Consider the following 25,342-nt stretch of genomic DNA (forward strand, 5'->3'; position numbering starts at 1 on the left):
GCTTGCATTGGAAAAAATTACGTCATTAAATATTAATGAAAAAGAAGATTATATTTTTAAGAAAAGAGCAACGATTGTAGATTACCATTTAAAACATAATTCATTTTACAAATCGTTTATAGCTAATGCTAATGTAAAAAATTGGAGTGATATTCCTGTTTTAACTAAACGAGATCTACAGCAACCCTTAAAAAATAGACTATCAAAAGGTTATTCGGCTAAAAACTGTCAGGTTAATAACACTTCTGGCTCTTCTGGTTATCCGCTTTCTTTTGCTAAAGATAAATTTTGTCACGCGCTTTCTTGGGCAGTTTTTATGGATAGATACAGTTGGTATGATATAAATTTAAACACTTCTAAACAAGCTCGTTTTTATGGGATTCCTCTAGATAAGATGAGCTACTATAAGGAAAGGCTAAAAGATAAGTTAGGTAACCGTTTTCGGTTTTCGGTTTTTGATATGAGTGATGATCAACTCTCAAGAAATGTTAATTTATTTAGTAAATCTAATTATGAACATCTCTATGGTTACTCGAATGCATTAATACTTTTTGGAAAATATTTAGAGCGAGAACATATTGTTTTAAAAGATAAATGCAAAAGCCTAAAATTGTGTATTACAACTGCAGAAACTTTGTTTGAAAGGGATAAAAAAATGCTAGAGACTCAATTTGGTATTCCTGTAATTAATGAATATGGTTGCGCGGAATTAGGATTAATTGCCTTTCAAAATAAAAAAAACGAATGGCTTATTAATTGTGACGATTTATATGTTGAAATTTTAGACGATAACGATAACATTTTGAAACATGGAGAAAAAGGAAGGATTGTTATTACTTCTCTCTACAACAAGGCACATCCTTTTATTCGCTACGATTTAGGTGATATTGGCACGCTTTCAAAAAACAGCACTTTAAGTAAACCGATATTAGAATCTTTAACAGGAAGAACTAACGATACTTTAAACTTACCAAGTGGAAAAACAGCTGCTGGTCTTACTATGTATTACGTTACAAAAACGGTTATCGAAGATGCTGCAAAAATAAAAGAGTTTATGCTTGAGCAATTTAAACTTGATACGTTTAAAATGAGCTATGTTGCTGAAGATGTACTTACTGAAGTTCAAAAATTAGCCATAAAAAAAGCCTTGGATAATTATTTAGAGCCTGGTTTAACGGTTAGTTTTGAAAGAAAAGTAAGCTTAGAACGTGCTAAAAGCGGTAAAGTGAAGCAGTTTATTTCTTATGTAGAGTAACGGTTTGTTTACTTTTTACAAAAAAATGTTCCCAAAGAAATACAAGCATACAATACATTGATTTAACTGCAGAGAAACCTAAGCCTTTTTTATAAACCCAATAATTGTGTTTCAATAATTCTATTTTATTAGAAGATATTGAATTGTTGCGAACACGATAAAAAGCTAGTGATTCTTGAACACTTCTAGCTGGTTTTCCAGAGGTTTTTATAGCACTTAACCATAATAACCAATCTTGACGTTTACGTAAGTTAGGCGATGTTATTTTGCCTAGCGTTTTTGCATTATAGACTCCTGTTAAATTACCAATATAATTACTTTTTAAATATTTTTTGTAGGTTAAACTAGGTAATGCATTCACCAACTTGTTTAAAGGTTTTCCGTTTTCATCTATTTGCTCGTAGCTACTAAAACAGACATCACAATTTTCGTTTTCCATAAAGGCTATTTGCTTCTCTAGCTTTTGGGGTTTCCAAAGATCGTCTGCATCTAAAAAAGCTATATAGTCGCCTTTTGCAGCCATTATACCTTTGTTTCTAGAAATTGCTGTTCCTTGATTAGTTTCATTTTTAACAACGGTAATATTCTGGTTTTCAAAAATGAAATCATTGATTATACTTATTGTATTGTCTGTGGAACAATCATCTATTAAAAGCAGCTCCCAATTGGTATAAGTTTGGTTTAATATAGACCGAATGGTTTCGCTAATAAATGCTTCCGCATTATAAAGTGGTGTAATTATAGAAACGAGTGCTTTCATGTGTATATATTATTATTTTTAATTGTCACATGCTGTTCGCTATTAATCATCTCTTTGAGTGCTACCGTTTTTAACATACTCGTTTCACAATTAATAGGCTTTTTCTTCTCCTTTAAAGATGTTTAAAGTGGTTTGAATTATAATTCTAATATCTAATAATATTGACCAATTTTCGATGTAAAAATTATCGAATTTAATACGATTAATAATGTCTTCATCACTTTTAATCTCTCCTCTATAACCCTTTATTTGGGCTAAACCAGTGATACCTGGTTTTACATGGTGACGAAAGATAAAATTGTATTTATCAATTTTTTTCGAATACTCTTCTGTATAAGATAACATGTGTGGTCTTGGTCCTACTACAGACATATCACCTAAGAGTACATTAATAAATTGTGGTACTTCATCTATACTTGTTTGGCGTAAAAACTTACCAATTTTAGTCACTCGTGTATCGTTTTGTTGCACATAAGTTCCTTGAACTTCTTTTATTGTCTTTAAGGATCTAAACTTATAGCAGTTGAATTCTTTATAGTTTATCCCGTTTCGTTTATGTTTATAAAACAGTGGTCCTTTAGATTCAAATTTTATTAAAATGAATAAAATAACAGAAACCCAAGACAAGATAAAAACGATGATAAATAAAGAAAATATAACATCAAATGTACGTTTAATCAATTTATTAAAATCATGATTTAGTGCTACTTCTTGTATAGATAATACTGGAAGGTAATTGTAAAAATCCGTTTTCAATCGTTTAGAAAAGAGCTTTTTGGTTTCTGGAATAAATTTAATATTACAATGGTGAATGTTAGCATACTTCACGAATTCGTTTACTTGATTTTCTGTGAGTTCATCCATTGCACAGTAAATTTCGTCGATACCACTAGTGTCTTCTAAAAACGAAAAACTTTCTTTTATGCTTCCGGTAATATCTTCTGCTTTACTATTACTAAAACGCGCTAATAATCTATATCCTAATTCTTTTTTTTGATTAAATATGGATTTCAATTCATTTGCTCCTTCAGTATCACCAATAATAACGACACGACGTACATTTCCTTTTAATTTTAATCGATAAGCTCTAAGTAAGTAATAGCTTAAAAACTTTACAAGACTAATAAATACAAAAGTTGAAATTAAATACTTAAAGGTTACAAAAGCTTGAACATTAACACTTCTAAACGCACCAATAAAAGCATAAACAAGAATTGAAAAAATTAGAAACTGTTTTATTAAAAGAGATAAAATATTTATAGCAGAAGTATACCTATAAACGTTATAAAAACTAATAAAAGATGTTGAAAACATCCAAAAAACAACAGAATATACTATATATAATAGATGTTTATTATTGAAAAATGCTGAAGAAAAAAAGTGAAGATTTTCAGCATTAAAATTGAAAAAATAATACGCTAAAAGATTAATAATAAACAGGTCGAAAAACACCAAAAGTGGCCTTATTAACCATGAAAATCTTCCACGCGTATATTCCATTTGCTACTTATTATTATAGCTTGAAAAATCTTTATGTTCACTTTTATAAAGTTCTTCTTCACTTAGGTTTTTAAAATAATCGAATGTAATTTTCATACCTTCTTCTCTTCCTATTTTTGGCTCCCAACCTAAAAGTTTTTTGGCTAGTGAGATATCTGGTTGTCTTTGCATTGGGTCATCTACAGGCAGGTCTTTATAAATTACTTTTTGTGTAGTCCCTGTAAGTTTTATTATTTCTTCAGCAAAATCACTAATTGTTATCTCGTGTGGATTACCAATATTAACAGGATTACTATAATCACTTAGTAATAGTCTATAAATACCTTCTACTTGATCATCTACGTAACAAAAAGAACGTGTTTGCATACCATCACCAAAAACAGTTAAGTCTTCTCCTCGCAGTGCTTGTCCCATAAAAGCTGGAATAACACGACCATCGTTAAGTCTCATTCTTGGTCCATAAGTATTAAATATACGAACGATACGCGTCTCTATGCCATGAAACCGATGATAAGCCATTGTTATAGACTCTTGAAAACGTTTAGCTTCATCGTAAACTCCTCTTGGACCAATAGTATTTACATTACCGTAATACTCTTCGGTTTGAGGGTGCACTAAAGGATCTCCATAAACTTCTGATGTAGAGGCTATTAGTAGTCTAGAGCCTTTTGCTTTTGCTAAACCTAATAAATTATGCGTCCCTAAAGAACCCACTTTTAGTGTTTGAATTGGTATTTTAAGGTAATCTATTGGGCTAGCAGGCGATGCAAAATGCAAAATGTAATCTACTTTTCCATCAATTTTTATAAATTCTGTGACATCGTGCTCAATAAAACTAAAATTGGCATGTTCTTGAAGGTGTGCTAGGTTTTTTTTATCACCAGTTATAAAGTTATCCATACCAATAACTTGGTAGCCTTCTTTAATAAACCGATCGCATAAATGAGATCCTAAAAATCCTGCGGCTCCTGTTATTAATACTGTTTTTAAGCTCATTATCTTCCTATTGATACATATTTAAATCCTTCGTTTTCAATATCTTTAACATCGTACAAGTTTCTACCATCAAAAATAATATGTCCTTGCATTGCTGCTTTCATTTTATCTATATCTGGAGTTCTAAAAATACTCCATTCTGTACAAATTACTAATGCATCTGCATTGTCTAAAGCTTCGTACATACCTTCTGCATAGGTTATTTTATCTCCAAGATTCTTTTTTATATTTGGCATCGCTTCTGGGTCGAAGGCTGTAATGTTTGCGCCAGATTCTAATAAACTATCTATCATGTAAAGTGCAGGTGCTTCACGAATATCATCAGTTTCTGGTTTAAATGCTAAGCCCCAAATAGTGATGTTTTTTCCTTTTAAATCATTATTAAAGTGCGTTTCAATTTTAGGAATTAAAACTAGTTTTTGTCTTGCGTTTACATTAATAACTGCATCAAGAATTTGAAAATTATAATTATTGTCTTTTCCTGACTTATAAAGTGCTTTTACATCTTTTGGAAAGCAAGAACCTCCATAACCTATTCCTGGGAAAAGGAAACGTTTACCGATTCTAGAATCGGTTCCCATTCCTATTCTAACTTTATCGACATCTGCTCCTACTTTTTCGCAAAAGTTGGCAATCTCATTCATAAATGTAATTTTAGCTGCTAAAAAGGCATTTGAGGCATATTTAGTAAGTTCTGCAGACTTCTCGTCCATTACAATTATTGGGTTTCCTGAACGTACGTAAGGTTTGTATAATTTTTCCATTAGCTTAATTGCTCTATCGCTACTTGCTCCAACAACAATACGTTCTGGTTTTAAAAAATCGTCTACAGCAAAACCTTCTCTTAAAAACTCTGGATTTGAAACTACATCGAAATCTACAGTTGCATTTTTTGCGATTGCTGCTTCTACTTTTTCTGATGTGCCTACGGGAACCGTACTTTTATCTACTATAACTTTATAGTCTTTTATAAGTTTCCCTATATCGTTTGCGACACCTAAAATATATTTTAAATCGGCAGAACCATCTTCGCCTTCTGGTGTTGGTAAAGCTAAAAATATAATATCTCCATGTTCTAAACCTTCAGCCAAACTGGTTGAAAATTTTAAACGGTTTGCCTTTATGTTCCTTTCGAATAAAACATCTAAATGCGGCTCGTAGATTGGCACTTGGCCTTGCTGCATTTGTTTTACTTTATTTTCGTCTATATCTATACAAAGTACATCGTTGCCCGTTTCTGCGAGGCAAGTTCCTGTAACTAAACCAACATATCCTGTACCAATTACTGCTATTTTCATTTAAAAATGTATGCTTTTTATATTAAAAAAAACGCTTCAGATTAATGAAACGTTTAAAATACTTTTATTTTTTCTAAACTATTTTTTTATCTAATCTTTCAAAATCTGAATTCATACTTAAAAACTCAGGCACGATGTCTTTCATTTTTAGTACTATTTCATTTTTGGTTCCTTCTTTTGCTATTGATTCTAAATCTAGAATCAGTTTATTTATAAGGTTATAATCATAGCATTCTATTTTAGCTATCATTATTTTTTCGTTGTATGTTGGTAGTGTCTCAGACTTGTCGTTAAGCAATTCTTCATATAACTTTTCTCCTGGTCTTAGGCCAATAACTTCAATATCTATTTCTTTATAAGGTGTAAATCCTGCGAGGCGAATTATCTTTTTTGCTAAATCTATTATCTTTACAGCTTCTCCCATATCAAAGATAAAAACTTCTCCTCCGTTTCCCATTGCTCCTGCTTCTATTACTAATTGGCAGGCTTCTGGAATAGTCATGAAGTACCTAATAATGTCTGGATGTGTTATTGTTAATGGCCCTCCTTCTTCAATTTGTTTTTTAAATAATGGAACTACTGAACCGTTAGAACCTAAAACGTTTCCAAACCTTGTAGTAACAAATTGAGTATTAATTTTATTCTCTAATTTTAATTTTGCTTGAAGTGCTTGGATATAAATTTCGGCTATTCTTTTGGAAGCTCCCATCACATTACTTGGGTTTACAGCTTTATCTGTAGAAACCATGACAAATTTTTCGGCATCATACTTACTCGCCATATCTGCAACGTTTTTAGATCCTATAACATTAGCAAGTACCGCTTGAGATGGGTGTTTTTCCATTAATGGTACATGCTTGTATGCTGCGGCATGATAAACAACATTTGGTTTGTGAGTATTAAACACTTCGTTGACTGTCTTTCTATTTCTCACATCTGATATAATGGCTTCAAAATCTAGGTCTGGAAAATTTTGATTTATTTCGTGATGAATACGGTAAAGTGGTGTTTCGGCATTATCTAAAATTAGCAATTTTTTAGGTTTGTAATTTGCTACTTGTCTTACAATTTCACTACCTATTGATCCTGCTCCTCCTGTTACCAAAATAATCTTGTTGTAAATTTCTTTAGCAACTAATTTATTATCTAATGTTATTGGATCTCTTTCAAGGATGTCTTCAATTTGAATTTTCTGGATCTGGTTAGATAAGCTCTTATTGTTTTCTATGTCTGAAATTAAAGGTGCTCTAAATACCTTAAAATTGTACTCAAGACAATTATCAACGATTGCTATACTTTCTTCTTTTGTTAGGTTGTTATCTGCAATAATTAGTGCTTGTGCACTATTAGCTCTTAAAATGACAGCAACTTTTCTATGTAAATGGACAATTGGAAGTCCTAAAATTTCTTTACTTTTATTTTTACCTGCTTTATCAATAAAACCTAGTACTTTGTAACGTGATGGTTTCTCTGCTTTTAAAGCGGAGGCAATCGCTATTGCGTTTTCATCTGTACCATAAACCAATACGTTTAATTGATTTTCTTTGTATTGGGAACTTAGATAAGCCTCAAAAATATATTTTACAAGTATTCTAAAAAGAAATAATCCGCAAAATGAAATTATAGAGTAAACTAAAATCTCTGGAATTAGAAAAATACTTTCTTTTGTCGCTAAAAAATACACATAATGTATACCTAAAGAGGTTATTAATGTCGCTGCAGATGCTAAAAAAAACTTAACTGCATCTATAAATGTCGAGTGTCTAATTAGACCTGCGTAGGTTCTAAAAAAAATAAAGAATAGAACGTTTACTAATATTACAATTAATTCTTGACTTGTAGGAAGGTAAGAGAGATAGATGGTGTCATTTTGTAAATTTCCAATGATAATTTTAGTAATCATTAAAGCTATTAACAAAATAGTACTATCAAAACATAATATAGCCCACCTTGGCAGGTAATTTATGTTTTTAAAATCTATCTTTTTACGACTAGACTCTAAAACTTGAGAAAGGGCTTGTTTTAATTTTTTAAACATTTAGAATGCTATAATATGAGATTACAAATATCTTAATTATAATTACAATATAGAAATATAAGCTTATTTAAGGCATGAAACAACTTCTAATATTCGATCTCTATCTTTTTGAGTGAGATTGGAACCACTTGGCAAGCATAATCCTTTCTTAAATAACTCTTCACTTGTATTGTTTCCGTAATATAACGCATTTTTAAATACTGGTTGCAAATGCATTGGTTTCCATAAAGGTCTTGTTTCTATATTTGCTTCTAACATTTTATTATATAACTCGTCTTTAGAAAATGGAGCATCATTTTCAATAGTTATGCAACTTAGCCAATGGTTTGAATAAAGGTCTTGATTTGGCTCTGCAAAAACGTTAACTCCTTTTATGCCATTAAAAACCTCTTCTTTATAAAAAGTATTCATACTTCGTCTTAAGCCTATATGTTTATCTAACACCTCCATTTGCCCCCTACCAATTCCTGCGCAAATATTACTCATTCTATAATTATAACCTACTTGAGAATGCTCGTAATGTGGCGCTTGATCTCTTGCCTGTGTTGCTAAAAATATTGTGTTTTCCTTTTTTTCTAAAGTATTGCAAACCATAGCTCCTCCTCCGGAAGTTGTTATTATTTTATTACCATTAAAAGACAATATAGAGTAGTCTCCAAAAGTACCACACTGTCTTCCTTTATATGTGGAACCTAAAGCCTCTGCTGCATCTTCAATCACAGGAATACTATACTTGTTTGCTACAGCCAATAGTTCATTCATTTTAGCAGGCATACCGTAAAGGTGAACTATTATTATTGCTTTTGGAGTCTTGCCTTTAGCTATTCTATCTTTAATAGCTGTTTCAAGGTGGTTTGGACACATGTTCCAAGTTTCTGCTTCACTATCTATAAAAACAGGGATTGCACCTTGATATTTTATAGGATTTGCAGATGCTGAAAACGTCATGCTTTGACATAAAACCTCATCATTTAAACCTACTCCTAATTGTACCAATGCTAAATGAATAGCAGCTGTTCCTGAAGACAAACAAGCAACGTGGCTTCCTTCTTTAAGGTAAGATTCTATGTCTTTTTCAAAACCTGTTACATTTGGTCCTAATGGAGCTATCCAATTAGTATCGAAAGCCTCTTTTATATAGTTTTGTTCTGTTCCTCCCATGTGTGGTGAGGATAGCCATATTTTTGAGTTCATTTTTATTTGTTTTTTATAGGTTTAGCAGGATTACCAACTACTGTTGTGTTATCTATAACATCTTTTATAACCACACTTCCTGCTCCAATAATTACGTTTTTTCCTATTGTTACTCCTTGAATTATTACACTTCCGGCTCCTATTTGACTACATTCTCCAATTGATACATTGCCACATAATGTTGCGTTTGGAGAAATATGAACAAAGTCACTTATAATACAATCGTGATCTACAGATGCTAATGTATTAATTATACAGTGTTCTCCAATAATAGTAGAGCAATTAACTACTGCATTAGCCATGATAACACTTCCTTGACCAACCTTGACCGTATTATCCAATACAGCTTTAGGGTGTATTGCTATTGCGTATTTTAATTTACAAAACTGTTTTGCAATTTTTTGTCTAATTATATTGTTCCCAATGGATATGACACATGAATTAACTTGCTCCTCTATCCTTGTAGGTTTACAAACATTGAATTCTAGAAGTTTTTTTTTTGATGTATCGTCATCAAAAATATTAATAATTTTAAAATTATTTAATTTTAAAATATCTATAATAACCTTGCTATGTCCACTAGCTCCATATAAAAATACATTTTTATTCATTTCATTGGACCTTTAAAGGGTAAGGTTGTAGCTTGTCCCGCGGTGTTTATATCTTCTGATTTAATTACTTTTAAAACAGTTTTAATTAAAATTTTAAAATCTAGCATAAAAGATACATTTTCCACATACCAAACATCTAATTCAAATTTTTTCTCCCAACTAATGGAGTTACGACCGTTAACTTGTGCCCAACCTGTTATACCTGGCTTAACATTGTGTCTTTTATTTTGATTTAATGTATACAAAGGTAAATATTCTGGCAATAAAGGCCTAGGTCCAATTAGGCTCATATCTCCTTTTAATACATTTATTAACTGAGGTAGTTCGTCTAAAGATGTTTTTCTAACAAATTTACCTAATTTAGTTAACCTCTTATCATCTGAAAGTAAGTTCCCATCTTTGTCTTTTTTGTCATTCATCGTTTTAAACTTAATGACTTTAAATATTTCTCCTTTTTTACCAGGTCTTTTCTGAAAAAAGAAGCAAGAGTCTCTATTGCTAATTATTAATATCACAATTAAAAGCAGAAATATTGGGCTAGACAATATTAAACCAATTAAAGCAAAAATAAAATCAAGGATACGCTTAATAAAGTTTTTATACATTTTCTAATTCTTTATATTCTTTTAAAATTTCTTCCCAAATATAGGTTTGGTCATATCTATTTTCTATACTAGATCTAGCCTGTTTTTTAAGTTGTAAATAAAAGGCTTCGTTTAAAAGTAACTCTTTCATTTTATTTGTTAATTCAAAAACATTTTTAACAGGAACAATAACTCCATTTTTATTGTCTTCAACTATTTCGTTACAACCATTGATATTACTAACAATGCTGGGTAAACCCATTGCTCCTGCTTGTAAAACAACATTAGGAAAACCTTCTCTATAACTTGGAAACACCAAGACATTTGATACTAAAAAATAAGGTCTTACATCGTTAACAAACCCTACTTCTATAATATTGTTATTCTCTTTTATTTCTTTAAAATTATGAGGTTTAATAGGATCTAAATCTCTTTCAAAAGGTCCAACCAATAACAATTTAGTATTATGATTATCCTTATTTATCTCAACAAAGCTTTCTACTAACTCATTAATCCCTTTGTCTTTTACTATTCTGCCAACAAATATATATACAAAATAATTTTTACTAATTCCCAATTTTTTTTTTAGAGTTTCAATTTCGATAAATGAAAACTTATTTGAGTTAAAATGATTTAAATTTATACCATTAGAACTACCGTTGCCTATAACTTTTAATTTATTATGTTTTGCTAATTTATTGTTTACAATTATGTTTTTTAAAGCATTAGAATTTGGGTAAACTTTAGTTGCACATTTAGAGGTTAGCTTCTCTACAATGTTTAACAGGGTCCTTTTAGCTCCAGTACTTTCTAATAGAGGCAAACCAGCAACCGTGTGTAAGCGATTTGGAACATTTGCTAGTTTAGCTGCTAGCATAGACACCAAACCTGCTTTAGGTGTATGAGAATGTATAATAAAAGGTTTTTCTTTTTTTAGAAATTTATACATTTTCCAAACAGCCATTAGGTCTTTAAATGGTGTTATTCTTCTTGTTAAATCTATATGGTAGGCTTCTACTCCTTCTTGCTGTGCTACTTTTTGTAAATAGTCATTATCTGAAGATACAGCTTTAACTTCATAAAACTCCTTCATAAAAGACATTTGACCTCCTAAGAGCTTTTCTAAAGATAAAGGTATAGTTGTAACTCTAATTACTTTTTTCTTCATCACATTTTTTCTTATTAGCTTTAGTATAAAAATTAAACATCAACAAAAACAGGTACGGTAAAAACATAACTCTCATTCGTGATGCCAAACCTAAATTATATAAATAGGTGCTAAAAAATAGTATTAACAAAATTACTGTTAATGATAAAAAAAATTGTTCTTTAAAAATAAATTTAAGAGCTTTCTTTTTTATAACGTCGACTATAAATTTAAATAGTATTATTAATAAAATTAGATTTTCAATAGATATTATATATTGAAAAAACGTTCTAGCATCATAAAATAAAGGTTTAAACAACACCAAAAACATGCGATAAAAGTATGTTGAGTTTTCCAAATTTATAGATGAAGCACCATTATTTTGACTGTATTCAATTATATGCTGAAAGCTTTTATTTATGCCTTCAATATTTAAGCTATCTACCTTTAAAAACCCTTTTAAAACTGGTAAACTTAGTGTTATTGCCAATAATGTTAACAGTATTAATTGTATTTTATTTTTCTTTTGTACTTTTTGATTTCTAAGAACGAATATAGAATACGTTAAAAGAACAATACCAAACAAATAGGGTCGAATAAGCAAAATAAATATTAATGAAAGTACTAATTGAAAGCTTATAATTTTACTTTTTAGGGTTTGAAAAAAGACAACACTCATTAAATAAAAAACTAGAGCTTCTTTTGTTAATCCAGCTGTCCAGAAGTGCAGTGATGGCATTAAAAACAAGATTAATATAAAAATTAGGCTTTTAGAATCATCAATATTATATTTTTTTTGTAGATAGTTTAAATACTTATAAAAGGTATATAAACTTAAGGTTGAAAATAGTAAAGATATTGAAAAAAAAGAAAATCCAAGTTTTGCAAAAGGATAAACTATTACTGACATAAATTGACTTCCAAGGAAACTAAAATCTGTAATATTATTTGCATTTAAGGCCTTTGTAAAAAAGATATACGCATCCTTTTTTAAGTCTATATTTACATAATAATTTAAGCCAAAAGCGATAGAATGAATTACAACTAAAGCTATATATAATAGTTTTATTTTTGTAGAATTAACTTTTTTTAATTTTCTAAAAAGAACAATTAAAACAATAAAGGTAATTATTAAGGCTGTAAATATATCCAAATGATTATTATTTAATTAAAAGTTAAAAAGTTTTGTTTTATAGTCTTCGAAAATGTTTTCTAAATCATATTTTCTAATTGCTTCAAAAGCATTTTCTTCTACGTTTTTTTTATATATTCTACTCCCTTTTACTTCCAAAATCGCCTCTTTTAATGACAAATAATCTCCTACAGGATATAATATCCCATAATTATCTTTTGAATAAGAACTTCTTGTTTCAAGAGTATCCAAATAGTTTGTTTGTGGTGCAATAATTTCTCTTGGACCGCTTACACAGTCTGAAGAAATCACAAATGTTTCACATGCCATTGCTTCTATCAAAACATTAGGAAACCCTTCAGTTTCTGAACAGCACACAAATATATCTGATTTATTTAAGTATTTAAATGGGTTTTCTACATTGCCAAGAAAGTGAACTCTCTCTTCAATTTTTAAATTCTTAGATAAATTAATAAGCTTTTCTTTTTCATCACCTTCTCCTAAAAAAATTAATTCGCTGTTTTTATCTATTTGAGCTAAAGCTTTAATTACATCTTGATTTCTTTTTAACGGAATTAAGCGACCAATACATATAATATAGGTTATGTTTTTTTTGAAGATAAAATTGTTTATTTCTTTGTCAATTTTACTCTTAATACCTTCCAAATCGTGAGGGTTGTTAATTATTAAAATGTCCTCTCTTTTAGTAATCGCTTTAATTTCATGTGCCATCATTTTAGAAATGGCAACTATAATGTTAGATCTAGAGTAAAGGTTTTTAATTAAAAACAGATTTAACCTCCCTACTGCTCCTTCTTTTCTGTATCTGGAGATTGAGCTATGATTAACTATTTGTGATTGGTGTTTTGAAAAAAATAATACTTTTGCTAAAACATTTACATAATTCGCTCTGTATAAATGACTCTGGACACTTTTAATCTTATGTTTTGAAATGTGTCTTCTAAGTTTCCATGCTTGATATATTAGTAAAAACAGTTTTAAAACACCATTATTAATATTATAATTTGTTAGTGTGGAAACTTTACATTTATCATTTAAATTGTATGCAATATCACTTTTTTCTAAACAAATTATTTCTACTTTGTAATGACTTTCTATTAGTTTATTTGCTAGCGTAACAACTACTCGTTCTGCGCCTCCCATTCCTAATCTATTTATTAAAAAAACAAAATCCATTTATTAATTTAAATTTTTAAATAGTTGTTCGTATTTATTCAATATAGTAGTGTCACTAAACTTGTTTTTAACATATTCACTTACTGTGTTGGGTTCCATTTGAAGTAAACCCTCAATATTATCGAGTTTATTTTTCCATTCTTTTTTTGTGTTTACTAAATATCCAGTTATGTCATTTTTTATAATCTCTTTTGTTCCTCCAGGCGCGTTGAATGCTAATACAGGAGTTCCAACTACACAGCTCTCTAAAACAGCATTTGGAAACCCTTCAACATAAGAGCCTTGTAAAAAAATATCTGATTTTCTTAATTCTTCTGAAACCTTATTTGTATAATCTATGAAAGAAACCTTACTTTTTATTTCTAATTTTAAAACTAAGTCTCTTATTTCATTTTTTAAAGGTCCGTCTCCAATAATAGTGTAGTGAAAATTATAATCTAAAAGCTGTAAACTTTTTAATATTCTTTCATGCCCTTTTTCTTTACTTAAACGACCAACTGTAATAAATTTAATAATCTCTTCTTTAGCATAAACTTTATCCTTTACATGATGTAATTGAGTAATTGGATTATTAATAACTATTAATTTATCTTCGTTTATTTTATAAATCGTCTTTAAATCGTTCTGCATATCTTGAGACTGACAGATAATCTTTTTAAATCTTGGATATAAAAACCTAATGACACGCCTATTCGTTAATAACGATTTACTATGCTCGCTTATTTTACTTACTACACTAGCCTCTCTTGCAACAAAACTAGTTTTATAAAAAACAAAAGATAGAATTGCCATTAATAAATTAACATGAGTTACTGAACTTAATATTATATTTGGTTTAGCAATTACAATATATTTTATAATTAATGGAAAAGCGTATAGTAGTCTTTTTTTGTTTAAAAACACAGTGTTACAATCATCAATATTGTAAACACCGTCTTTTTTAAAACCAAGAACTAAGAGTGTGACTTCAAAACTATTTTTATCTAATTTTTTTGAAATAAAAGACAAAACACGTTCTGCTCCTCCTGCTTTTAAAGAAGGTAAAATTATTGTTATTTTTTTTTGTTTCAAATTATTTTTTTAAATAATCTTTAAAACCCGGGTTTGTAACACCTAGTATTCTATCTATATAATTTTTATTATAATCCATATCTTGATCACTAATGTAATTTTTTATCATTCGATCTTCTATAGTCTTATATTCACCTACCATTTTGGCTGGCACTCCAGCAACTATTGAGCCTGAAGGAATTGATTTAGTTACTACTGATCCAGCTGCAACAATTACGTTATCATCTATTTTAACACCAGGCATAATTATACTATTTACGCCTATAAAAACCTTATTTCCAATTTCTATTTTTTGAAACCGATATCTTCTTCCTTTATCATCTTTCATGAGCCAAGTAGAACCATCATGAGTTATTAATTTAACTCCAGATGTTATAGTTACATCATTACCTATTTCAATTAAAAAAGGTTCGCTACCAAAATTTGTTGTAAAAATACGGCAGCGACTTCCTACTTTAACACCTTTGTGTCGAGCATAGGAAACACCTCCTTTTGTGTAAAGAATAAAAAGACTTATTATTTTTTTAAATAGTAATTTCAAATTCTATTAGTTGTTTTTATTTATAAAGTTTGGAATTATTGTCTTTAATATAACTAATATAACTATTAACATACTTATTACAATAACATTTGCCATAATGAACCCAAATGATGAACGATGGATTGATTGTGCAAAAGGAAGCATCATTGCGTAAAATAATGGCATAAATAATATAAACTTGTTTTTATTTCTAAGGTATTCTAAAAACCAAAAAAAGAAGCCTGTAAAAAAGTAGACCAAGAATGGTCCAAACAATCCAAAATTCCATTGCGCTTCCATAACATAAGAGAAACCAGAGCCAGATATTCTACTAGTGTTCCAGGAAGAAAAATATCTATCTTTAAAAGTATATGTAATTGGTTTTGGCTTATTAAAAGGTAATAAAGCCCTTGGAATTGGTATTAAAAAGCCATCAAGATAACTTGAACCATAAAGCAACTCATTATCATCATCATTATAAAATTTAATGTAGTTCATGTATGGCGCTCCAAACTCGTTATTTGCTGGATTATAATATACTAAATAACTTTTCTTTTGAAAAACATAATAATCAAAGCGCTCCCAATTACCTGAGGTAAACAAATGTCTTAACTGTCCTCTAATTCCATATAATATAGCCATTGAGGAATAACCTAAAAACAAAAAAAGCACAACTTTTCTTTTTATTTTATGGATGCTTAAATAATAACTATACCCAACTAAATAAGCAATAAAAACGCCTAGTAAATGACCTCTAAAACCAACACTTAAATAAATTAATATTATTGGAGAGGCAATTAATAAAACAAATAAGAATAATTTGTTTTTTAGAACTGCAAAAAACTTATTACTGTAAGTTAAATACATTCTTAATCCAAGAAAGAAAAAACCTATTTTTAAAAAACTTGCAGATGGTAGTGTTATAAAAACTCCTCCTGTTTTTGCTTGATAAACCGCTTTCCCAAAACTTAATATACCAAGTCCTCCAGCTCTATATATGTTAATAAATTCACTTAAAAGAGCAACACAAACAAAAGCAACAGTAAACAATGTAAATTGCTTTATTTTATGTGAATACTGATTCTTATCTATTTCAACATTCTTGATACTAATAATGTATGGAATAGACATTGCGAACAAGCCAAGTGTAGAAACAAATAAATATAGACATGCTGATTCGGGAGTTGATTCTCGAAACAGCCTTCTATTATCAATATCAAACAAAACAGTAAGTACCGGAGCATATGTATATAAAACATAAAAAAGCAAAAAGAAAAAGGAAAAACTATTTAAACGCTTTATTGATATTTTAAATATTCTATAAGTAAAGATTAAAGTTATTAACGAAAAAAATAATGCGAAATTTAATTTTACAAAATAGCAACTTAAACCCGTTAATAAAACACCAACTAGTGAAACGAATAAATATATAATACTTTTAGATGTCGTTTTCATAACTATTTTACTTCAATTCGTTTCTTAACTTTATGTATTGAATTAAAAACACAATTATTTCCATGAAAACTCCAACTAAAGCATAAAACAAAACGGCTAAAAAAGAGCTTTCTAATATTGAGGCAATATAAATTAAAATTAAGCTTAATACTAACCATACAATTTCAACTATTAAAAATGTTTTCTGCAGCCCTAATATAATCATATTCTCATGAGCTAAAGCATTTACAATATTAAAAAATACATATATCAATATTACTTTTGCATACACAGCGGCACTCCACCAGCTTTCCTTAAAGAATAATATAAATAAATCATCTGCAAAAAGTTCAAATATTATAAAAGGACCAATAGCTATAAATAACAAAACCTTGGTAGATTTAAAATATAGTTTTAGCATGGCTCTTTTATCTGTCAGGTATAGCTTAGCTGCTTTAGGGCAATAAACTCTTCTTAAAGCCATAGATATTAGTTGAGCTGGTAATTTTACAATTTTAAACGCAATGCTAAAATTCCCTAAAACTGCAAGCGAAAAAAACACAGGAAATGTAAATGAGCATATATTGTGCGATGCAGATTTTAAGATGTTGCTTAGCGCATAAAATTTAGGGAACTTATCATATTTTTTTGCAACTAAAATCAGGCTCTGTTTAGTAGCTTGTTTTTTACAGTTTTTAAAAAAAGATACTGTATTAAAAAAATAATAAGAAACACCTATTGTTAATGCAAAAACATAACCTATTAACATACCCAATAAAGGAAACGTTTTAAATAAAACAAATTGCATTCCTGACTTTGAAAAAGCATCTATTATTACTGCTCTAGATGTAATTTTAAACTTCGAACGTTTATCAAAATACATTTGAAAAACATTTATTAGTCCATACAAAAAAACACTAAAAGGAATAATAAAAACTAAAGGATAATGTACTTGATCAATAATATTAAAAAAGTATAAAAAAACGCCTAATATTAATATAGCAACAGAGACAATAACATTAGTTAAAAGAGAAAGAACAACTAAATTATATATTTCTTTATCGCTTTCAGCAATTACTATTGCTTTGTCAAAACGTAATGTTGCTAATGGTAAACAAATACTTATTAAAGAAGTTCCTAAAGATAAAAGCCCAAAACTATCTGGAAGATATACTTTTGTTAAATAAAGCATTGCCAAAAAAGTAACAATCTGTGCGACTATTGTTCCTCCGGCTAAAACACTTATGCTTTTTAAAAAATCTGACTTAAACACTTTCTTTTTCTAATTTTAAGAATAGGGATTCTTTATATAATAGACTCCCGAAAATTGAGCAAAATAATATCCCATGTATTCTAATAAACATGCTTTCAGACATAAGGTTAATACAAATAATAACTAAAAAAGCGAGTTGCACTTTGTTTTTTGTGATTATCGCAATATTGAAACTGTTTCCTAAAAAAAGAATAAAGGCAATAAATAAAATTAGTCCTCCAGTAATAAGAATTGAAAAAAAGTAATTATGGGAATTTAGCTCACTGTTTGTGCACGTGTTGATAACATCGTTTTCGGAACCAATTCCATAGCCAAAAATAGGTTTTTTAGCAAACTCATTTACCGCACAACTCCAAAGTTGAGATCTAATATTTGCGTTTCTATCAGGTTTTTCTGAAAAAAGGTTTACTAGCGTTATTTTAGCTTCTTCAAAGTCTTGCTTAAACCTAACATTATCATATAATTTATTCTGTACACTTGGTGTTACTAAGAGTATTGATGGTACAACAATAAACAATATACATATTATTGTTCTTATTTTCTTTGAATTTATTTTCCAAACAATAAAAATTGGAATAATTAAAAGGCATACTAAATTAGGAATAGATGTTAGGTAAACTACGCTAAAAGTAAATATAAGTATAAAAAAAAGGCCTGCTGCTTTTAGCCACTTAGATGTTTCTTTAAAAAAAACAGTGTCAATAATTAATATTATACTCCATATAAAGCCCATACTTAAATATGCCTTATGCACAAAAATACCACTTATATTATTCTCGTTTAGATAATACCTAGACACATGAAATGGAAGTTTAGAAATAACATTAAACTGGTCTATTATACTTAGTTTTAAAAGTCCTCTCGTTCTCTCTCCAGCAGTATTAATATAACCTAAAGCATCTATACCTTGTACTAATTTTACATATAAAAAAATTACAATTAAAAAATTAGATACTATATAAAAATAAAATAAAATGGTTTGTTGCTTCTGTGATATTTTTGGTATTAAATAAATAAAAAGTATAGGGAATATTATAAAGTTTACAAGTCTTAATATCAACTTTAATCCTTTATCCTGGTTATCTGTGTAACTTAAACTAAATATTATAACAATTATCCAAAGACACAGATAAAAAACAGGTTTATAGCCTGTTCTTTTTATGTTGTCTTTTAAGTTTTTACCATAAAGAAATAATGCAGAAATTATAATTAATACAATTATAATACTGTGAAAAGCATTAGGTAAAATAGGAAAAGCAAATAAGAGACAAAATAAACTAAAAAGGAATGTTTGTAAATAACTTTTATAATCTATCTCTTTATTATAATTCATTATGGTACCATTGTGTGGTTATTTTTATTCCTTCTTTAAAAGAGTATATAGGATTATAGTTTATTAACTTTTTTGCTTTAGAAATATCTGCTAAAGAGTGTTTAACATCCCCTGCTCTATCAGGCCCATGTTTAACATTTGTTGCGCTGTAATCCACATTTAAACTTCTTAAACCATCCTTTATGTCATCTACCAACTCGTTTAGGTTAGTGTTCTCTCCAAATGCGACATTATATATTTGATTAATTGATTCTGGGTTTTTAGAAAGTGCAGCTTTAATATTTGCTTGTATTACATTCTCAATATAAGTAAAATCTCTTGAATGTTTTCCGTCACCATTAATTAATATATTTTCTTTATTTAAAAACTGTCCAATAAATTTTGGTATTACAGCAGCATAAGCACCATTAGGATCTTGGTGTGGCCCAAATACATTAAAGTATCTAAGACCAATAGTTTCTAATCCATAAGTTTTATAAAAAACGTCTGAATATAACTCATTAACGTATTTTGTAACTGCATACGGAGAAAGTGGTTTACCAATAACATCTTCCACCTTTGGCAAGCCCTCACTATCACCATAAGTACTTGATGATGCCGCATAAACCATTCTTTTAACGCTTTTAGATTCCTTAGCAGCTACAAGCATATTTAAGAAACCAGAAATATTAACTTCGTTTGATGTTATCGGATCATTTATTGAACGTGGAACAGAGCCTAAAGCTGCCTGATGCAAGACGTAGTCAACATTAATCATGCTTTTTTTACAAGTTTCTAAATCTCTTATATCTCCTTCTATTAATTCACAACGAGAATCTTCTAAAGAGGTACTAATATTCTTAAGGTGACCTGTAGCAAAATTATCTAAAATCACTACTTTTTTTATTCCGTTCTTTAATAGATATTCTACAAGATTACTTCCTATAAAACCAGCTCCTCCAGTTACTAAAAATGTTGATTTAGATAAATCTTCTGTATGGTATTTATTTTCTTTCATTCTTTTTCAATGACTTCAACATCATTCGTTTTATTTATAAGTATATAGATTATTAGCTATTGATTTTGAAATTTTATTTGCTGTTTTTTTTATTTAAACCATTTTCAGTATCTAATACTTGTTCTTTATTAATATTAGCATTATTAAACTTTATTAATCTTTCTCTAAAAAAGGAATTAGGCATAAAATAAGGATTGTAACCCATTTTTCCCTCTTTGGTCTTAAAAGGGACTCCTTTAAAAACAGATGTTTCATCTTTAAAAACAATGTCTTTACTTAACTTAAAATTAGCAAAAAAATTGTTTTTATTAATCGTAATATTATTTAGAGAATCATTAATTTTTAATTCCCTAAAAACAACTCCATTTTGGTCTTTATTATCGCTAAAATCAATTCTTAAATCATAAGGTCTCACGCCATTTGGAAATTCAAATTGAATGTCTTGTTCTAAATTTGATCTTTTTATTTTTTGTGTTAATCTGTTTTTTTTAGAATAAGAATTATTCTCTTTAGTAGAATACATAACCAAAAATATATCATTTTTCTTAAAAGTTCCTTTGAAATTTAATTTAATGTTGTTATTGTTCTCTCCTATGAGCTCTTTTTTTGTTTTACTAATTTTTACTTCTTGGTCTAAGATTTTTAAAAACGTATTTTCAAAAAACTTAAGAACTCATAAACATTGACTTAGCTGCATTCATAAAATCTGAAGGAGAAAATGCTAGAAAAGTAAAAATAAAGGTTAAAAAAAGTGTTGGAATTAAACGTCTTATCCTTCTAATATAAAAAGTTTTTAAACTAACCGTACCTTTTTCTAGAAATTCATGATTTATTATACGTGTTATTAAAAACCCACTAATTACAAAGAAAACATCGACACCAATAAAGCCTCCTTTGAAAGCATCAATATCAAGGTGATAGAATATTACTAACAATACTGCAATTGCTCTTAATGAATCTATATGATTTAAATAACTAAGTTTTTTCATTTTATCTTTATAATTTAACACCTTCTTTCATTAATAATAAATAATTCTTATGAAGCCTTATTTCTGAAAAACAAAAATCGCTTTTTCTTTAAAAGTTTTAGAGTCTATTTTTTAAAAATTAGAAAGTTCTTTTATAAACTTATCGGTTAAATTAAAGTATGGGTTGAAGTTTTCAACACCATTTTTTATTATAGTTTTTAAATTTATTTCACCATTAGAGCTTAAATCTATATACTCATTAGCTTTCAAGTATTCACTTATTTGAGCTTTATCAAAAGATATTATAGAATTTAATTCGCTAATAGTAAATCTATTAATTTCGATACCTTTTTGCTTTATGCTTGCACTAACATCAAATCTAAAATTAACCAAATAATCTTCATTTGGCAATGTAATTATAACCGTTTGAGGTAAATTACTTCCTTTTACAAGTTTTCTTATTGGCTTTTTTAATTTAAAACTTTTGTTAAGATCATCACTATAAAACAATAATAATTCATCATCAGATTTAAAAACACCTTCTATAATAACTCTAAACTCTCCATCTTTTAAATCAATATTTTCAACATCTTCAAGAGCTACAGTTTTAGATTTATTTATATTTGCTTTATTGAAGGCTTTTAATACTTTTAAAAAGGAGTAATTTGTACCTAAATAAGGGTTATAGCCCATTTTCCCTTCTTTCGTATTAAAAAGGTTACATTTTAGTTCTAACGTTTCTTTATTAAATTTTGAGTGCTCACTAAGCTTAAAATTATTAAATATATTATTCTCATTTAGCAATATTCTATTTAACGAATCACTAATTACTATCTCTTTAAAACTAACTTTTTTTTGGTCTTTATTACCGCTAAAATCAATTCTTAAATCATAAGGTCTTACTCCTTCAGGAAATTCGAATTGAATGTTTTGTTCTTTATTTGATCCTTTTATTCTTTTAGTTAATCTGTTTTCATTTGAATATCTTTTGTTTTCTTCTGTTGAATACATTAAAAGAAAGTTATCATCACTTTCAAATTTTCCTTTAAAATTTAATTTAATATTGTTGTTTTTACTTTCTGCTATTACCTCTTTTTTAACTTCTATTTTTTGAGTTTGATTACTCGTTTTAGATTTCTCTTCTTCTTTACAAGAAAACAAGATGAATAAAAGCATTATAATTAATAACGGATTATTCAGAGTTTTTTTATTCACTTTCATAATACTTATTGTTATAGTCTTTTTGTTATTTTTTTTAATTCTAAATTTCCTTTTACATCGTACACTATAGCGTTTTTATTTTTAATTGATTCCAAGTCTAATGTTGTGAATTCTTTATGAGCTACTACATGAACAATAGCGTCGTAAGTTTCCTTAATTTTATCTGTAGTATGAATTTGATATTCATTAAAAACTTCTTCATTTGAAGCCCATGGATCGTATACATCAACATCCATATTAAAGTTAACTAATGCATTATAAACATCGATAGCCTTGGTGTTTCTAATATCTGGGCAGTTTTCTTTAAAAGTAATGCCTAGCATTAAGACCTTAGCGTTTTTAATAGCTATATCATTTTTAACCATTAGCTTTAAAACTTCGGTAGCTACAAATTCTCCCATAGAATCATTTAAACGTCTTCCTGCTAAAATTATTTCAGGATGGTAGCCTACTTCTTGAGCCTTTTGAGCTAAATAATATGGGTCTACACCTATACAATGACCTCCAACTAAACCTGGTTTAAAAGGTAAAAAGTTCCATTTGGTTGCTGCTGCTTCTAAAACTGCATGTGTATCAATATCTAACTTATTAAAAATCATTGCAAGTTCATTAACAAAAGCAATGTTAATGTCTCTTTGAGCATTCTCAATTACCTTGGCAGCTTCAGCAACTTTTATTGAAGGCGCTAAATGTGTTCCCGCAGTAATTATAGAAGCGTATAAGCTGTTAACTTCTTCACCTATTTTAGGTGTAGAGCCTGAAGTTACTTTTTTAATATTAGCAACCGTATGTGTTTTATCACCTGGATTAATTCTTTCTGGAGAGTAACCACAGAAAAAATCTTCATTAAATTTCAACCCACTTACTTTTTCTAAAATTGGGACACATTCATCTTCTGTAACTCCTGGATAAACCGTAGACTCATAAATAACTATGTCTCCTTTTTTAAGTACTTTACCAATTGTTTCAGAAGCCTTTATTAAAGGTGTTAATATTGGTCTATGGTTTTTATCAACTGGTGTAGGTACTGTTACAATAAAAATATTACAAGATTTAATATCTTCAGCATTAAAACTTAAGGCTAAACCATTTTCTTTTTGATTAAGAACTGATTCTAAGTTAGAATCTGACACTTCTAAAGTGCTATCGTGGCCAGAGTTTAATTGATCTATTCTAGAGTTGTTTATATCAAAACCTACTACTTTATATTTTTTAGCAAATTCTACTGCTAAAGGAAGACCTACATATCCTAGGCCAATAATGGCTATTTTTTTGTTCATTTATTTTCTTAATTTATAGCTGAATACTTGTTTTAGTTATAAAAAATCAATTGTCTAGCGTCTGCAAAAATAATATATTTAATATTTTTTATTGTCAGATTACTCTAAAAATAAAATTTTTAGTTAAAACGTTTCTAAAACACGAGATAAGGCATCTTTCCAATTGTTTGGTGAGAGCTTAAAATTTAATAATATTTTATCTTTAGACATTACACTATATTTTGGTCGTCTTGCTTTAGTTATAAACCCTTCTACTGGAACTATCTTTTTAAGATCAAAAGAATTAAAATGTTTTGCAATTTCTACTGCAAAACCATACCAGGTTGTAATACCCTCATTACTAAAATGGTAAATACCATATTTATTACTTTTTGTAGTTATTAAATAATATAAAAAACTACTTAAATCTATACAACTTGTTGGTGTTCCTGTTTCTGCAATTGTAATTTTAAGTTCTGAGTTTTCTTTTATTTTATTTGCAATTGTTTTTACAAAATTCTTACCATAGTTTGAATATAACCATGACGTTCTAATAATAAAATGCTCCTTTAATGAGTTAGAGATACACTGCTCGCCTTTTAATTTAGACTTACCATATTGGTTGATTGGATTAGTTAGATCTGTTTCAAGATATGGTGTTTCTTCTTTTCCATCAAAAACATAATCAGTTGAAATATGAATTAAAACTGTTCTATGTTTTTTACATAAAAGCGCTAAGTTTTTTACCGCTTCAGCATTAATCTTAAAGACTAATTCTATAAATTCTTCTGCTTGCTCTACATTTGTATAAGCTGCACAATTAATGCAATAATCATAATTGTTTATTGAAAAAAAGTTAGAAACCTCCTTATAATTAGTAATATCTAATTCATTTTTATTTACAAAAACAAACTGAACATTTTCTTTGTTTGCACTATATAATACTTTTATTGTTTGTGCTAATTGTCCATTTGCACCAGTTACTAAAACTTTAGTCTTCATGGTAAAACAGCATTTTTAAATGTTGGAAGTATGATGTCTTTTTCTGAAATCAAGAACTCTTCTTTAGGTAGTTTCCAATCAATATTCAAATCTTTATCACTAAAAATAATTCCTTGTTCAGACTCTTTATCGTAATAATTATCACATTTATAAGAAAAAATTGCTGTCTCGCTTAATACAATAAATCCATGGGCAAAGTCTCTAGGAACAAAAAGTTGTTTTTTATTTGCTTCAGAAAGTTCTACTGAAACATATTCTCCAAATGTTTTAGAACTTTTTCTTAAATCTACAGCTACGTCTAGAACCCTTCCTTTAATTACACGCACAAGCTTTGCTTGAGCATGCAATCCTGTTTGGTAATGCAGCCCTCTTAAAACTCCTTTTGTAGAATATGATTCGTTATCTTGAACAAAATTAGTTTTAGAATTCGTTAAATCATTAAACTGCTTTGTATTAAAGCTTTCAAAAAAAGAACCTCTTTTGTCTTCAAAAACCTTAGGCTCAATAATTAAGCAGCCTTTTAATTTAGTTTCGAAAATTTTCATTTAAATT

Annotated in this window: 24 protein-coding genes; 1 reads left to right on the top strand and 23 read right to left on the bottom strand. The window is 28.6% G+C overall.

The window, feature by feature from the left end:
• Window positions 1-7: 7 nt before the first annotated feature.
• On the top strand, window positions 8-1,255 hold the full coding sequence (locus tag CW733_RS12695; RefSeq protein WP_369806612.1) for a phenylacetate--CoA ligase family protein: 1,248 nt from the start codon (window positions 8-10) through the stop codon (window positions 1,253-1,255).
• On the opposite strand, the gene CW733_RS12700 is transcribed toward CW733_RS12695, so the two are convergent.
• The 23 genes from CW733_RS12700 to rfbC all read right to left on the bottom strand — a co-directional run bounded on the left by CW733_RS12700 (window position 1,236) and on the right by rfbC (window position 25,335).
• Complete coding sequence (locus CW733_RS12700) at window positions 1,236-2,015, bottom strand: glycosyltransferase family 2 protein (RefSeq protein ID WP_100997531.1); 780 nt, start codon at window positions 2,013-2,015, stop codon at window positions 1,236-1,238. The genes CW733_RS12695 and CW733_RS12700 overlap by 20 nt on opposite strands.
• Window positions 2,016-2,105: 90 nt before the next feature.
• A complete protein-coding gene (locus CW733_RS12705; protein WP_100997532.1) occupies window positions 2,106-3,515 on the bottom strand; it encodes an exopolysaccharide biosynthesis polyprenyl glycosylphosphotransferase in 1,410 nt (469 codons plus the stop codon).
• A gap of 3 nt (window positions 3,516-3,518) precedes the next feature.
• Window positions 3,519-4,511: a UDP-glucuronic acid decarboxylase family protein gene (locus CW733_RS12710; protein WP_100997533.1), complete on the bottom strand. Its 993-nt coding sequence runs from the start codon at window positions 4,509-4,511 to the stop codon at window positions 3,519-3,521.
• Window positions 4,511-5,809: a UDP-glucose/GDP-mannose dehydrogenase family protein gene (locus CW733_RS12715; RefSeq protein ID WP_100997534.1), complete on the bottom strand. Its 1,299-nt coding sequence runs from the start codon at window positions 5,807-5,809 to the stop codon at window positions 4,511-4,513. The genes CW733_RS12710 and CW733_RS12715 overlap by 1 nt, the downstream gene beginning before the upstream one ends.
• A 73-nt stretch (window positions 5,810-5,882) precedes the next feature.
• The gene (locus tag CW733_RS12720; RefSeq protein WP_100997535.1) at window positions 5,883-7,847 is read right to left on the bottom strand and encodes a nucleoside-diphosphate sugar epimerase/dehydratase; all 1,965 of its coding nucleotides are present in this window, start codon (window positions 7,845-7,847) and stop codon (window positions 5,883-5,885) included.
• 63 nt (window positions 7,848-7,910) lie between these two features.
• Window positions 7,911-9,041: a DegT/DnrJ/EryC1/StrS aminotransferase family protein gene (locus CW733_RS12725; protein WP_100997536.1), complete on the bottom strand. Its 1,131-nt coding sequence runs from the start codon at window positions 9,039-9,041 to the stop codon at window positions 7,911-7,913.
• Between the two features lie 2 nt (window positions 9,042-9,043).
• The gene (locus CW733_RS12730) at window positions 9,044-9,652 is read right to left on the bottom strand and encodes an acetyltransferase (RefSeq protein WP_100997537.1); all 609 of its coding nucleotides are present in this window, start codon (window positions 9,650-9,652) and stop codon (window positions 9,044-9,046) included.
• Entirely contained in the window at window positions 9,649-10,257 is a 609-nt protein-coding gene (locus tag CW733_RS12735) for a sugar transferase (protein WP_100997538.1), read from the bottom strand. The genes CW733_RS12730 and CW733_RS12735 overlap by 4 nt, the downstream gene beginning before the upstream one ends.
• On the bottom strand, window positions 10,250-11,404 hold the full coding sequence (locus CW733_RS12740; protein ID WP_100997539.1) for a glycosyltransferase family 4 protein: 1,155 nt from the start codon (window positions 11,402-11,404) through the stop codon (window positions 10,250-10,252). Before CW733_RS12740 ends, CW733_RS12735 begins: the two co-directional genes overlap by 8 nt.
• Window positions 11,385-12,536 (bottom strand): hypothetical protein, encoded by a 1,152-nt coding sequence (locus CW733_RS12745; protein ID WP_100997540.1) that lies wholly within the window; start codon window positions 12,534-12,536, stop codon window positions 11,385-11,387. Before CW733_RS12745 ends, CW733_RS12740 begins: the two co-directional genes overlap by 20 nt.
• Window positions 12,537-12,551: 15 nt before the next feature.
• Window positions 12,552-13,712: a glycosyltransferase gene (locus CW733_RS12750; RefSeq protein ID WP_100997541.1), complete on the bottom strand. Its 1,161-nt coding sequence runs from the start codon at window positions 13,710-13,712 to the stop codon at window positions 12,552-12,554.
• Between the two features lie 3 nt (window positions 13,713-13,715).
• The gene (locus tag CW733_RS12755; RefSeq protein WP_100997542.1) at window positions 13,716-14,783 is read right to left on the bottom strand and encodes a glycosyltransferase; all 1,068 of its coding nucleotides are present in this window, start codon (window positions 14,781-14,783) and stop codon (window positions 13,716-13,718) included.
• 1 nt (window position 14,784) lies between these two features.
• Window positions 14,785-15,324, bottom strand: a complete 540-nt coding sequence (locus tag CW733_RS12760; RefSeq protein WP_100997543.1) for a DapH/DapD/GlmU-related protein — start codon at window positions 15,322-15,324, stop codon at window positions 14,785-14,787.
• Between the two features lie 6 nt (window positions 15,325-15,330).
• Window positions 15,331-16,758, bottom strand: a complete 1,428-nt coding sequence (locus CW733_RS12765) for an O-antigen polymerase (RefSeq protein ID WP_100997544.1) — start codon at window positions 16,756-16,758, stop codon at window positions 15,331-15,333.
• A 7-nt stretch (window positions 16,759-16,765) separates the two neighbouring features.
• A complete protein-coding gene (locus CW733_RS12770; protein WP_100997545.1) occupies window positions 16,766-18,010 on the bottom strand; it encodes an oligosaccharide flippase family protein in 1,245 nt (414 codons plus the stop codon).
• Window positions 18,003-19,343 (bottom strand): O-antigen ligase, encoded by a 1,341-nt coding sequence (locus CW733_RS12775; RefSeq protein ID WP_100997546.1) that lies wholly within the window; start codon window positions 19,341-19,343, stop codon window positions 18,003-18,005. Before CW733_RS12775 ends, CW733_RS12770 begins: the two co-directional genes overlap by 8 nt.
• On the bottom strand, window positions 19,333-20,340 hold the full coding sequence (locus CW733_RS12780; RefSeq protein ID WP_100997547.1) for an SDR family oxidoreductase: 1,008 nt from the start codon (window positions 20,338-20,340) through the stop codon (window positions 19,333-19,335). The genes CW733_RS12775 and CW733_RS12780 overlap by 11 nt, the downstream gene beginning before the upstream one ends.
• A 73-nt stretch (window positions 20,341-20,413) precedes the next feature.
• Window positions 20,414-20,863, bottom strand: a complete 450-nt coding sequence (locus CW733_RS12785) for a hypothetical protein (RefSeq protein ID WP_100997548.1) — start codon at window positions 20,861-20,863, stop codon at window positions 20,414-20,416.
• Window positions 20,864-21,005: 142 nt separating this feature from the next.
• Window positions 21,006-21,329, bottom strand: coding sequence for an acyltransferase (locus CW733_RS12790; RefSeq protein ID WP_100998833.1), 324 nt, complete (start codon window positions 21,327-21,329; stop codon window positions 21,006-21,008).
• Between the two features lie 111 nt (window positions 21,330-21,440).
• Window positions 21,441-22,529: a hypothetical protein gene (locus CW733_RS12795; RefSeq protein ID WP_157811575.1), complete on the bottom strand. Its 1,089-nt coding sequence runs from the start codon at window positions 22,527-22,529 to the stop codon at window positions 21,441-21,443.
• 11 nt (window positions 22,530-22,540) lie between these two features.
• Window positions 22,541-23,809: a nucleotide sugar dehydrogenase gene (locus CW733_RS12800; RefSeq protein ID WP_100997550.1), complete on the bottom strand. Its 1,269-nt coding sequence runs from the start codon at window positions 23,807-23,809 to the stop codon at window positions 22,541-22,543.
• Window positions 23,810-23,932: 123 nt separating this feature from the next.
• Complete coding sequence (gene rfbD, locus CW733_RS12805) at window positions 23,933-24,790, bottom strand: dTDP-4-dehydrorhamnose reductase (RefSeq protein WP_100997551.1); 858 nt, start codon at window positions 24,788-24,790, stop codon at window positions 23,933-23,935.
• The gene (rfbC, locus tag CW733_RS12810) at window positions 24,787-25,335 is read right to left on the bottom strand and encodes a dTDP-4-dehydrorhamnose 3,5-epimerase (RefSeq protein WP_100997552.1); all 549 of its coding nucleotides are present in this window, start codon (window positions 25,333-25,335) and stop codon (window positions 24,787-24,789) included. Before rfbC ends, rfbD begins: the two co-directional genes overlap by 4 nt.
• Window positions 25,336-25,342 lie beyond the last annotated feature (7 nt).

It is taken from the genome of Lacinutrix sp. Bg11-31, from assembly GCF_002831665.1.
GTDB lineage: Bacteria > Bacteroidota > Bacteroidia > Flavobacteriales > Flavobacteriaceae > Lacinutrix.